The organism is Herpetosiphonaceae bacterium (assembly GCA_036374795.1).
In the GTDB taxonomy this organism is placed as follows: Bacteria; Chloroflexota; Chloroflexia; order Chloroflexales; family Kallotenuaceae; genus LB3-1.
On the sequence record DASUTC010000180.1, the window covers coordinates 1 to 12,280 of the forward strand.

General features: G+C 68.3%; 11 protein-coding genes and 1 CRISPR repeat array. All 11 genes read left to right on the forward strand.

What is annotated here, in order from left to right:
• Positions 1-495: 495 nt before the first annotated feature.
• The 11 genes from VFZ66_13015 (at position 496) to cas6 (ending at position 11,719) form a co-directional block, all read left to right on the forward strand.
• Complete coding sequence (locus tag VFZ66_13015) at positions 496-1,995, forward strand: SAVED domain-containing protein (GenBank protein HEX6290111.1); 1,500 nt, start codon at positions 496-498, stop codon at positions 1,993-1,995.
• A 303-nt stretch (positions 1,996-2,298) separates the two neighbouring features.
• Positions 2,299-4,581, forward strand: a complete 2,283-nt coding sequence (locus tag VFZ66_13020; protein ID HEX6290112.1) for a hypothetical protein — start codon at positions 2,299-2,301, stop codon at positions 4,579-4,581.
• Positions 4,578-5,333, forward strand: coding sequence for an RAMP superfamily CRISPR-associated protein (locus tag VFZ66_13025; GenBank protein HEX6290113.1), 756 nt, complete (start codon positions 4,578-4,580; stop codon positions 5,331-5,333). The genes VFZ66_13020 and VFZ66_13025 overlap by 4 nt, the downstream gene beginning before the upstream one ends.
• On the forward strand, positions 5,330-6,496 hold the full coding sequence (gene csx10, locus VFZ66_13030; protein ID HEX6290114.1) for a CRISPR-associated RAMP protein Csx10: 1,167 nt from the start codon (positions 5,330-5,332) through the stop codon (positions 6,494-6,496). The genes VFZ66_13025 and csx10 overlap by 4 nt, the downstream gene beginning before the upstream one ends.
• A complete protein-coding gene (locus VFZ66_13035) occupies positions 6,493-7,017 on the forward strand; it encodes a hypothetical protein (protein HEX6290115.1) in 525 nt (174 codons plus the stop codon). The genes csx10 and VFZ66_13035 overlap by 4 nt, the downstream gene beginning before the upstream one ends.
• Positions 7,010-7,870: a CRISPR-associated RAMP protein Csx7 gene (gene csx7 / locus VFZ66_13040; protein ID HEX6290116.1), complete on the forward strand. Its 861-nt coding sequence runs from the start codon at positions 7,010-7,012 to the stop codon at positions 7,868-7,870. The genes VFZ66_13035 and csx7 overlap by 8 nt, the downstream gene beginning before the upstream one ends.
• Positions 7,863-8,765, forward strand: a complete 903-nt coding sequence (locus VFZ66_13045; protein HEX6290117.1) for an RAMP superfamily CRISPR-associated protein — start codon at positions 7,863-7,865, stop codon at positions 8,763-8,765. The genes csx7 and VFZ66_13045 overlap by 8 nt, the downstream gene beginning before the upstream one ends.
• Positions 8,758-9,180: a hypothetical protein gene (locus tag VFZ66_13050; protein ID HEX6290118.1), complete on the forward strand. Its 423-nt coding sequence runs from the start codon at positions 8,758-8,760 to the stop codon at positions 9,178-9,180. Before VFZ66_13045 ends, VFZ66_13050 begins: the two co-directional genes overlap by 8 nt.
• A 4-nt stretch (positions 9,181-9,184) precedes the next feature.
• Positions 9,185-10,141 carry an RAMP superfamily CRISPR-associated protein gene (locus tag VFZ66_13055; GenBank protein ID HEX6290119.1) on the forward strand — a complete coding sequence of 319 codons (957 nt, stop codon included), beginning with the start codon at positions 9,185-9,187 and terminating at the stop codon, positions 10,139-10,141.
• A 30-nt stretch (positions 10,142-10,171) separates the two neighbouring features.
• Positions 10,172-10,846: a hypothetical protein gene (locus tag VFZ66_13060; protein HEX6290120.1), complete on the forward strand. Its 675-nt coding sequence runs from the start codon at positions 10,172-10,174 to the stop codon at positions 10,844-10,846.
• 36 nt (positions 10,847-10,882) lie between these two features.
• The gene (cas6, locus tag VFZ66_13065; GenBank protein HEX6290121.1) at positions 10,883-11,719 is read left to right on the forward strand and encodes a CRISPR-associated endoribonuclease Cas6; all 837 of its coding nucleotides are present in this window, start codon (positions 10,883-10,885) and stop codon (positions 11,717-11,719) included.
• A gap of 187 nt (positions 11,720-11,906) precedes the next feature.
• Positions 11,907-12,232: a CRISPR direct-repeat array (repeat unit 37 nt; unit sequence GTTTCAAACCCCTTCCGATCGGGGCATTTCTCCTCAG).
• The last annotated feature ends 48 nt before the right edge of the window (positions 12,233-12,280 follow it).

A 12,280-nucleotide genomic window follows, 5' to 3' on the forward strand; every position in this document is an offset into this window, starting at 1 on the left:
GTCGCAAACCCCTGTGTCGGGGCGCTGCCGATGATCCTTGCAGGTGTTGCACGCGAGGACAAGGTTATCAAGGGTCGCAAACCCCTGTGTCGGGGCGCTGCCGATGATCCGCCGGCTGGCTCACGCCTCGGTCCCATCTCACATGACCTGAGCCACCGTTTTCACGCGGCAGCGCCGCTCCTGTGCGTCCGCGATCCCCGTTGCCAGCACGGCAAGTCTAGCACGATCCTCAGATCGTTCGCAACTCGGATTCTGTGCCAAAACCCCGCCGAGTTGCGAGCGCGCCTGGGGTGACTGCAATCGGGAAAAACTGCCGATCGGCTCGTTATAGGCCGAGCGCAGCCGCCGATCCTGAGGCCGACGCGCGCCGAGTTGCGAGCGCGCTGCTCTGGCAGGCCGATCGCGCGCGCATGCCTGCCCTTGACACATTCGATATGATCACACCCGGCGGATCGCTGACCAGTTCGCCCGATCGCACACAGGAGCTTCTCAAGGATGGCACATCAAGTTGCGGCGCGCCTCGCCGGAGATGAGTACCAGCACCTCTACGCCTGGTATCTGGCTCTTCAGCTCAAGATGCCGGGCCGGAACGTGCGGCTGGTCACTGTCGAAGATGCGCTCGCTGGCTCCGTGGATGACGTGACCGTGCGCCACGAGCCCGGCACCCGGATACCCGACCGCTGTTATCAGGTCAAGTACCACGTCGATCAGCGCGGCGACTACTCGACCGAGTCGCTGATCGAGCGGAAGCCCGGCTCCAGCAGCCTGCTCGAAAAGTTTTGGAAGACCTGGAAGCTGCTCACGCGCCAGGAGCCGGAGCGCCCGATCGAGCTGTATCTCGTCAGCAACTGGACCTGGAAGAGCGACGACAAGCTCAGATCGTGCTTCGCTGGGCGAGACAGCGGCTTGACCACAGCGTTCTTTGACGCCACGCCGAGGAGCGCGATCGGCAGGCTGCGCCAGCGCTGGCAGGACGCGCTCGGCGCGGACGAGCAGGCGTTTGCCGACTTTGCCCGCTGTCTGCGCTTCAACCTGGGCTTCGATTCCGGCGTCCAGCTCGAAGAGCGCGTCTGCGAGCGCATGGATAACCTCGGCCTGCAATCGGACGCCGCCGCGCTCAAGATTGCGGTGGGCATCGTGCGCGACTGGATCAGAGCGGGCACGCAGCAGGTGACGCGGGAAGATCTTGAGCGCGTCCTCACGCAGCACGATCTCTACCGCCCGCCGGATGGCGCGCGCTGCGTCACGGTCTATCTGACGACGATCAAAGAGCAGACGTTCGAGATCGAGCCGGACTACATCATCGACTGGCGGGATCAGTTTGTCGGCAGGCCCACCAAGAAAGGCCACGCGCTTCACGATCCAGCCGCCTGGAACGCCGTGCTGCTCCCTGAGCTGGAGGCGCTGGAGGCGCGCATCAATCGGGAGACCACATGCCGCCTGATTCGTGCGCGCGGCTCGGCGCGCCTGTCCGCCTGGTTCGCCTTCGGCTTTACCTTCTCCGACGTCGCGCGCTACACGATTGAGGTCGAGCAGCAGGGCAAGCTGTGGCGGACCGACGCCGACAAGAGCGCGAATCTTCGCCTGACGATCACCAGCGGCGACGGCGCGATCTCGGGCGAGGTCGTAGACGGCGAAGGTGCGACGGTCGCCGTTGGGATCAGCGTCGCCGGATCGCTGGACGCCGATGTCCACACCTCTCTGGGCAAGCGCACAGACGCGGTCGCCGCCCTGCTGCTGCTGCGCCCCGATCGCGAGCTTGGGGAAACCTGTCTGATGAGCGGCGGCGATGCCGTCGCGCTGGCCGTCGAGGTCAAGCGCCACCTGCTGGCGTTCGTCAAGCACTGGAGCGCCCATCGCCTGCTGCTCTTCTACTACGGCCCGCTGAGCGGGGCATGTTTCATCGGCCATCGGATGAACGCCGTCTGCGAGGAGATCCAGATCATGGAGCGCCAGCAGCCGGGGGAGTACGCGCCGTCGTTTCTGCTCAGCTAGGGCGGAGTCACGCGGGCGGCTCACAAGGGTGCGCCCCAGGTGCTCCCGTAGCCTGATGTTCGTGATTCCCACGAGCGCTACTTGCGCGCAGCCCGGCGCATAGGGTATGATAGGCTATCCAACCATGTCTGATACCAGAACCGATCCCATGCGACGCCTGAGCCGCACCTGATCCCCTGTGATCCCCCCGGTGTGTCCTCGGCGAATCTCACCCCCCGTGGTCGCGTCGCTGCGCGGCCTGATCGCCCCATAACCGTCGAAGCTCGACAGCGCTGCCGGGCTGTGCCGATTGAAGGAGTGTTCATGGATTCACCCACTCCGCCTGCGCTGGAATGTCGTCGGCTGGTCGAGGATCTCCGCGATCCGGACGCGCCGCTACCCGGCCCCTGCCCGCCGCACGCGCGGGAGCCGCTGGCGACGCTCGCCGATCATCTCCTGACGACAGCGGCGCTGGTCGCGTGTCTGGCCCACGCCGATCCGCAGCGCGATCTGCTGCGGCTGGCGGCGCTGACCCACGATCTGGCGTTTCCCGCCGAGCTACGCGCCTTCGAGGCAGCTACACGTGTGTGGCGGGCGCTGCTTCACGATCACGGCGCGAGCCTGGATCGGGGCCAGACCCCGGACCTGAGCGGCCTCGACGCGCCGAGCCGCATGCTGGCGCTGGCGCATCTCGCGGCGTCCACGCGCCAGCCGGTTGCGCGCGCGGCAGACTTCGAGCGCCATCCACTCGCGGCAGCCGGGTTCGTCGATCTGGTCTACGGCGGCGCGGTCAAGGTCAAAGGCTACGTCTTCGAGTCCGTCAAGCTACCGGAGATTCGCGGCGCGTCGGCGCTGCTCGACCATATCAACCAGATCGACCTTCCGGCGCTCTGGGGCGTGCCGCCGAGGACCATCCCCGACCGGGCGATCCACGCCGCGCAGATCAAGCGCTACGACCGCGCACGCGCCTGGTTCTACGAGCGCTTCGAGGCCGACGCGCTCGACGCGCCCGAATGCGTGCTCTACGCCAGCGGCGGCAATATCCTGGCGCTGGCTCCGGCGGGCTGCGGCGAGCGGCTGGCGGCGGCGATCGAGCGCCGCTACACCGACGAGACGCAGACGGCGCAGAGCGTCGGCGTGTGGCAGCGCTGCTCGCTGCTGGAGGTGCAGTACGGCCTCAGCCCCGGCGCGCTCTGGCTCGATCATGTCGAGGGGCAGGCGCTGTTCCGCAGCGATGATCCGGCGGCGCAGCTCGTGCGGCAGACCTTCGGCATCCAGCGGGATGTGCCTGCGCAGGATGCCCAGGAGATCTTCCTCCGCCGCAAAGGCTTTGGCGAGCTGGTCACGTCGCTGACGGCGAAGGCCACCCGGCGGCGCATGAGCGACCGCGCGGTCGAAGGCCCGGCGCGACCGCTGCCGTTCGTCGAGCATGTCGGGCTGATCCGCCGCTGCACGTCGTGCGATCTGCGACCCGCAGCCGAGACGTTCGTGGACGATGCCACCGATCGTCGGGAGGCGTTCTGTGCCGCCTGTCTCCGCAAGCGCACGATTGGCAGCGCCGCCAAAAGCCGGCTTCCGTCGGCGGACCGCGCAGCCTACGACTGGGTTCGTCCGTGGGCCGCCTGGCTGGCCGAACATCTTGACACGCGCGTCGAGGAAACCGCCCGCGATCTTGACGACATCAGCGAGCACGCGAAGGGCTTCGTCGGCCTGATCTACGCCGACGGCAACAGCGTGGGCGAGGCCGTCGCCAATCTTGGCTCGATCAGCGCCTATCGCCGCTTCGCACAGCGCATGCTGCGCTCCAACGAGCAGGCGGTCGCGCACGCGCTGGGCCGCTTCATCCAGCCCGCCACTGGGCGGTGGCCCTTCGAGATCATCACGATCGGCGGCGACGACGTGCTGCTCTTCGTCCCGGCGACGGCGGCGCTCGATCTGGCCGCGTCGATCGCCAGCGACTTCGAGGCGGCGATGCAGGGCAGCGGGATCTCGCTGTCGGTCGGCGTGCTGATCATGCCCGAGTCGACGCCGATCCGCTTTGCCCGCGACCTGGTCGAGCAGCTGCTGGAGAGCGCCAAGCAGCGCTCGAAGCATGAGGGCGGCGGCTCGACGATCGATTTTCTGGCGCTCAAGGCGACGACGATGATCCCCAACCGCGTCGAGGGATACCGCACGGTCGCGCTGCGCCGCGACCGCCGCAGATCGGATCAGGATCAGCCGGAGCATACGCTGCGCCTGACGCAGCGCCCGTACACGCTGGAGCAGCTCCGCCGGTTTCTCGACGCCTGCCGCGCGCTCAAGACGGCGCGCTTTCCCCGCTCGCAGCTCTACCAGCTCCGCGCCATCATCCAGCAGGGCGATATGCTGCGCTCGGCGGTGGACTACCGCTACTTCGTGGAGCGCGGCAAGCAGCGCGACCGCAGCGGCGGCTACGCGCAGCTCGACCAGCAGGTGCAGACGCTCTGCGAGGGCCAGATCTGGATTCCGTGGCGTCTGCGGCCACCCGGCAGGGACCCGCAGACCCATCACTACGACACGCCGCTGCTCGATCTGATCGAGCTGCTGCCCTTCGTCGACGTTCCTGAGCAGCAAGGAGGTCCGGCATGAGCCAGGCTGCACCCTCGACCGCCGTGGCGATCGGCCTGACGATCACGCTGATCACGCCGCTCTGCGTCGGCGCCACCGGCAGCAGCGGCGGCGTCGCCGATAACGAGCTTCAGCGCGACGGCTGGGGCCGTCCGATCATCCCCGGCTCGCAGATCAAGGGTCGGCTGCGTCACGCCTGCGCGCAGGTGGCGCGCGCGCTGGGCTATCCGCTCTGCGACGCGCCCTACGCCGACCGCATGTGTCCGAGCGACGCCGCCATCGCGCGCGCGGCGACCGAGGCGTTCCATCGTCAGCGGGCGCTGGCACGCACCGCTATGCCGCGCCAGTGCGATGTCTGCGCGCTCTTTGGCTCGCCCACGTACCCCAGCCCGCTCCGCTTCGGCGACGCGATCCATCGGGCGGGAGCGCCGGAGCCGGAGCAGCCCGTGGAGCGCGAGCGGCTGCTGCGGCCCGGCATCGGCATCGATCGACAGCGCCGCACGGTGCGCGATGAGCTGCTCTTTCTCACCGAGACCACACCTGCCGGGATCACGCTCGACGGCGCGATCAGCGGGCGCTGGTGGGAGACAGAGGCCAGCGAGATCCGGCGGCTGCTGGGGCTGCTGGTCGCCGGAGCGAGCCTGACCGCCCGCTGGGGCGGCGGCTCGTCGCGCGGCCTGGGCTGGTCGGCGGTTGCGCTGCAGGTGACGATCGACGATCAGCCTGTCGACGATCTGCTCGCCGATCTGCTGCCGGAGGTCGGCGCGCCATGACCCATCGCATCACGATCGTCGCGCAGGGGCCGCTCTCGTTCGCGGCGCAAAAGCCCGGCGCGCAGTACACGCCCTCGCTGGACTATGTGCCGGGCGGTGTGCTGTGGGGCGCGCTCGGCCACCTGCTGCGGCGCGAGCCGGACGTTCGCTTCAGCCACGCGCTGCCCGCGCACCCCGACGACGCCTGGGTGCGTCTGCTGCCGGTCACGGCGACGCGCTGCAAGGTCAGCCCGGGCTTCCGCGCGGATGGCTCCGACGAGCGACCAGCGCACGGCATCTTCGACACGCTGATCGATCGGGTCTGCGCCGAGCAGCTCCGGCCTGCCGCGCTGATCTACGAGCCGCTCTGCCCAACGTGCTCCCGGCATACCAAGATCGCCAGTGGCTCCTACACGCAAACCGCCGACGGCAGCTATCGCGCGCGAGGCGCGCAGCGCCGTATCCTGACGCGCGTGGCGATCGATCGGCGGCGCGGCACGGCGGCGGAAGGGCTGCTCTACGCACCGATCGTGCTCTCCGAGACCAACCGGCTTCAAGGCCGCGAGCTGCGGCTCCGGTTCGTCGGGCAGGCCTGGAACGTGGACGCAGCGGCACGGGTGGCGATCACGGAGATCGCCGCGATCGGCGGGCGGATCAGCAGCGGCCTCGGCCAGGTGACGATCGCGGCCGCGGACGACGATCAGCCGGATGATCTCCACGACCGGCTGCGGCGCTTCAACGCCGCCTTTCAAGAGCGCTGGCGCGTCTTCGAGCGTCTGACACCGCAGGCCGCGCCCGACTGGACGCCCGACGACTGGCGCGTGTTCAGCGTGAGCCTCCAGAGCGACGCGATCCTGCTGGAGCAGGGCTGGCAGCCGACGATCACCTTCTCGGCGGAGCAGCTCTTCGAGCAGACGCAGCTCGACGCGGCGCTGGTGTACAGCCTGGCGAGCGCGCAGGTCGTGGGCGGCTGGAACGTCTCCTGGGATCGCCCCAAGCCGACGGCGCTGGCGGCGCAGGCCGGAGGCGTCTATGTCTTTCGCACGCGGGCGGGCGACGCGGCGATCGTCGCGGCGCTGGAGCGGCTGGAGCGTGAAGGAATCGGGCAGCGCACGCGCGAAGGCTACGGCGCGGTCCGCTGCTGTGATCCGTGGCATGTCGATGCGCGAGGAGAAGGACTATGACCCACCATGTTCATGAGCTGCTGCACGCCCAGGCGGTGAGCAGCGCCGTCCAGCACGCTACGCGCGATGTGATCCGCGCGGCGGCGAATACCGTTCAGCGGCTCGCGCCCCGGAACGATCTGATCAGCGGCATGCGCGAGAGTCAGCTCCGCAACGTCGTCAACGTGGCGATCCGCGCGACCAGCGTCGAGGAGATCGCGGCCTTCATCCTGTACCAGATGGGCCGCAGCACCAACAGCCGCCAGTGGCTGTACGGCGAGTTCGGCGATACGGTGGTCAAAGATCTCATGACCGGCGCGGTGCGCAACGCCGCTGAGCAGGCGCGCGCGCAGGCGCTGGCGACGATCGCCGAGGCCGGCCTGGGCGGCGCCGCGCCCGACGAGGCCCGGCTGCTGAGCGACGCCTATATCGCGCTGGCGCGGCAGTATCTCGGCTATCTCAACCGGCTCTTCTACTTTGCCGATCGGACCCGCCGCTGGGATGAGCTGGGCGAGCTGATCAAGGAGGTGCGTGGTGCCTGAGCCAGCGCTTGCCTTCGATACCCTGCGCCACCGGCTGCGCTTCAGCGGCCAGCTCGTCGTGCTCACCGGGCTGCGGATCGGAGCCGGACGCGATACCGATGTCACCGGACACGATCTGCCGGTGATGCGCGACGCGAGCGGGCGGCCCTTTATTCCGGGCGCGTCCTTCAAGGGCGTGCTGCGCGCGCTGCTGGAGTCGCTGCTGCGCGGCCTGAGCGACGATGCTGAGATCCAGCGCACGACGCTTGCCTGCAATGTGCTGGATGCGGCCCGCCGCTGCATCACCGACAAGGAGAAGGAGCAGCTTGAGCTCGACTATCGAGCCAGGCCGAACGATCTCGCCGCGGCGATCATCGATCGCTCCTGCCTGATCTGCCAGACCTTCGGCTCGACCTGGCTGGCGTCGCATGTGGCGATCCGCGATCTCACCGTGGACGGCGCGCAGTGGTTCGGGCAGTTCGACGTGCGGCAGGGCGTGGCGCTCGACCGCGATACCGAGACGGCGCGCGAGGGCCTGCTCTACAGCTTCGAGACCGTGCCGCCCGGCACGCGCTTCAGCCTGGAGATCGCGGCGGAGAACCTTCAGCCCTGGCAGCAGGGCCTGCTCTGGCTGGGGTTGCAGCCCTTGGTGCGGGGCGAGATCAGCATCGGCGGCGCGCGCTCGCGCGGGCTGGGCCAGGTTGAGCTGCTCGAAGGCGCGTGGCAGGAATGGCGGCTCGACGGCCAGGACACGTCGCGGGCGGCGCGCGTGGTCGCGCTGCTCGAAGGCGCCTACGATGACGTGGACGATGCGCAGAAGCGCGGGTGGCAGCGCGCCTTACAGGACCACGTGCGGGAGGTGACGGGTGCATAAGCAACTGCTGAACGAGGCGATCCTGGAGATCGCGATCCGGCCCGACGGCCCGCTGCTGATCAAGGCCGGCGAGACGGGCGGCCTTGATCCGACGCATCCCGACATGGAGTTCGTGCGCACGCTGGACCGGGTCTTTCTTCCCGGCTCGTCGCTCAAAGGCGTGCTGCGCGCGCACAGCGAGCGGATCGTGCGCTCGTTGCAGGCGCAGGGCGAGGGTCGCGGCGCGTGCGATCCGCTCAAGCGCGGCGAGTCCTGCGGCGACCGCCTGGAGCGGCTGCGGCTGGAGTCCGACGAGAAATATCGCCAGTCCTGCTGCATCTGCCGCCTGTTCGGCAGCACCGTCGTCGCCAGCCGCGTGCGCTTCGCGGATGCGCTGCCCGTCGGCGAGGTGGCGATCGAGGAGCGCAACGGCGTGGCGATCGATCGGGTCTTCGGCTCGGTGGCGGTCGGACCGTTCAACTACGAGGTGGTCACGAGCGGCGTGTTCCGCACCAGCATTCTCTTCAAGAATGTGACGCTGGCGCAGCTCGCGCTCGTTGGCCTGGCGCTGCGCGATGTCGGCGAGGGCCGCGTGGGCATCGGCTTCGGCAAATCGCGCGGCCTGGGACGGGTCGCGATCGACTGGGGTCGGCTGACAATCCGCTATCCGCTGGCCGACCTGCGGCAGACGCAGCCCGACCAAACGCGGCTCTGCGGGGTCGGGGCGCTGATCGGCGCTGAGACGCGCGCGGCCTACGGCGTTTCGGCGGAGGACTGGGCCGAGCTGCCGGAGGGCCTGGGCTTCGAGAGCGACGGCTGGGGCAGCCTCACGCTGGTCGCCGAGGGCAGCGCGCAGGTGCAGGAGCTGTTTCGCCGCGCCGTGGGGCGCTGGCGCGAGGAGGTGCAGGGTGGCTGAGCGCGAGGGCTACATCTATCGCCGTCCCAGCGTGTCGGAGGAGGAGGTGCGCGCGCTGGTGGCGGGCACGACGCGCGGCTGGGCCGCAACCTCGACGCGGCTCTGGATCATCCAGCGCGATACCGCGTGGCAGCCCGGCGCGGAGGGCCGCGCGCTGGTGGATGGGCAGGAGCTGCGCTGGCGGCGCACAGGTGACGGGCGCTACGATCTGCTGTGCCTGTCACTCTCCGCCGACCCACCCCCTGGTTTCAAGCCGCTCCGGGACGATCACGGCTGGCACGTAGAGTCGACCAACGGCTATGATCCCGGCGGATCGATCGACAACGATACCCCGCTTGCGGCGACCGCGTTTCTGGCTCCGAGCGGCGCGGTGCAGTTCGTGGCGCTGATTCCGCACGAGGGGCAGAAAGGATAGCTCGATGTCTGGTGATCGTGATCGACGTGAGCCTCCGGCTCCCAAGCCCTATACCCTGATCGATCTGCCGCATGGCGCGCCCGTCGAGCGCAGGTCGCCGATCGGCCATGATGCGCTGCGGCAGGACCTGCTGGCGGGCTGGATCGACCTTGAGCTGGAGGCGCTGACGCCGGTGCATGTGGCGACCGGGCTGCTGAAGCTGGTCGACGGGTCGGACGGCACGCTGGCGCGCGCGCTGGTCCGGGTCGGCGGCACGCCGGTGATCCCCGGCTCGTCGCTCAAAGGCTGCATCCGGGCGATCGTCGAGGCGATCAGCGCCTCGTGTGTGCGCGTGACGCGCTCGCGGGATCTGCCGTCGGCGCTTGCGCCGTGCTCCGACAAAGACCAGCTCTGCCTGGCCTGTCGCATCTTTGGGGCGATGGATTTTCAGGGGCTGGTGCGCTTCGGCGATCTGCGTCTGGCGCAGGGCGATGTGGCGGTCGCCGAGGTGCCGCAGCTCTTCCAGCCTCGTCCCCGCGAGGGTCCGTATGTTCGCGAGCGCTTCGTCCGCGGGCGCAAGTTCTATATGCACGGCGCGGAGCAGGCGCGCGGCGACGGCCCGATCGAGGTCTGCGTCGCGGGCAGCCGCTTTCGGGGGCGCATCCACGTGATCAACATGAGCGCGGCGCAGCTTGGCCTGCTGCTGACCGCTCTGGGCCTGCATCCGAGCTATCCGCTCCGGCCCAAGCTCGGCGGCGCGAAGCCCGCGTGCTACGGCTCGATCGCGGCGCGCGTGCTGGCGCTCGACCTGGCCGCTCCGCAGGCGCGCTACCTCGACTGGGACGCGCCGACGCAGCCGTCGGTCGCCGTGGAGGAGCTGATCGCGGCAGCCGCTGCGCTGGTGCTTCCGCCGCAGGCCGCCGCGCTGGCCGAGACGCTGCGCTGGCCGAACGAGCGAACGTGTCCGAGCGGGAATTATTGATGTGCATGTGCTCAACGGAGGAATTGGCTCATGACGACCTGCTCACTCCATACCGCCGACGCCCTCGCCCGCACGCTGGCGAAGCGCAACGTCGATCCGAACGAGGCCGCCAAGTGCTTTGCACATCTGCGCGACGTCTTGCAGGCCGCAGGCAGCGACGAGCACCAGCAGCAGGCGGCAGTCGAGCGGTGGTGGAGCTGGCTCGACGCGGTCAGCGGCCCCGCTGCTCGGACCGTCGTGCGCAGCAGGCAGACACGGGGCTACTACGAAGATCTGCTGGATGCCTGCCAGCTCCATCTGGGCACGCTTAGCCCGCCAGAGGTGCTGCCGACGCTCGGCTGGGCGATCCGGCTGATGCGCTACTACCGCAACGTGCCCCATGCATCCGCTCAACCGACCAGCTTTCCGCCTCCGCCGCCACAGCCGCGCCCTACGCCTGATCCCAAGCGACCACCTGCACCTGGCGCTCGATTTACCAACGTTCGCGTGCTTGAGGTGAGCCAGGCCGGTCTGTTCGTCGATCTTCGATTGCCCGACGACCTCGACGCGATCGGCGCGATCCGCGCCGCCGATACCGGCGGCAAGCGCTATGGCCCGGGTCATCAGCTCAACGTCGAGGTCATCGAGGTCAGGCCGCGCAAGCAGGGCGGGATCATCGTCTATCTTCGGCCCGTCTCCGGCAAGGGGAAGGACGCCGGAGGCTGATGGCTGATCGTATCTGAAGGAGGAGCAGGAACATCCATGCCAACCGCACTTGTGCTCACACTGCGACCGTCGGCACCTGCGACGGTCGCCCCATACCTGGGCCGCGCGGCCCATGCGGCCTTCCTCCGCGCGCTCGGCGCACGGGATCAAGCGTTTGCTCGCCGGCTGCACGACTCAGGCGCGCTCAAGCCGTTCGCCACCTCCGATCTGCTTGGCGCGTCGCGCGGGCCACAAGGGCGCATGGTAGCGCCCGATCGCACGTATGGCATGCGCTGGAGCGCTATCTCCCCGGAGCTTGACGAGTGTTTGCGGGACTGGGCCGCGACGCCGCCGACCGAGTTTGATCTCGACGGCACGCTGTTTCGCGTCGAGGCGGCGACGATCGATCCGGTCGCCGATAGCTGGGCCGGAACTGCGGACTGGTCCGAGCTGATCGCGCTGGAGCAGGTAGGCCGCGCGCCGCCGCCCGCGTGGTTTGCGCTGCACTTCGTCGCGCCGACGACGTTTCGCTCGAATGGGCGCAATATCCCGCTGCCGCTGCCCGAACTGGTGTTTGGCTCGCTCGTCGAGCGCTGGAACGGCAGCGCGCCGATCCCGCTACCAGCGGACATCCGCCGGTTTGCTGCCGAGCATCTGGTGATCGGCACGTACCAGCTTCAGTCCGAGCGAGTCGCTGCCTTCGAGGGCGGCGAGACGGCGTTCACCGGGCGCTGCACGTATGTCCCGACCAACCACGATCGGTATTATCTGCACTGCTGCGCGGCGCTGCTGCGGCTCGCGTTTTTTAGTGGCGTCGGCGCGAAGACCAGTATGGGCTTTGGCGCGGTGCGTGGTGAGGCTGCGCCCCGACGCGGATCTGGGCCACAACCCTAACCCGCACGAGCAGCAGGGTCTTGGAGCGCTCGATCACGTGTTTGCGCCGCCCCTGTCCTTCCATGGGTGCCACCACTCCCGGCCCCGATCTTCCTGCTGATCCACCAATACGCTTGTTTCGATCCCTGGCACACGGGCGTTGCTCCCCAGGGCAACCAGTGTGCTTGCATGACATGCGGTTGTGCTTGTCTCAAACCCCTTCCGATCGGGGCATTTCTCCTCAGCAACTGGTTATCACCAACTAGAATGTTCTTTAAATGCGTTTCAAACCCCTTCCGATCGGGGCATTTCTCCTCAGTTAGCGTGGATTACACCACTGCCGCGCCGTCCCGTTTCAAACCCCTTCCGATCGGGGCATTTCTCCTCAGTCTTTGTGTTTAGTTTCGGACAGCACATCCTTTAGGTTTCAAACCCCTTCCGATCGGGGCATTTCTCCTCAGAGAAAACGACACCAGTACTCACAGTCGGTTTTTTATGTTTCAAACCCCTTCCGATCGGGGCATTTCTCCTCAGATGCTGGCGTGGTGACGATTTCCGTCAACTACTCGAGTTTCAAACCCC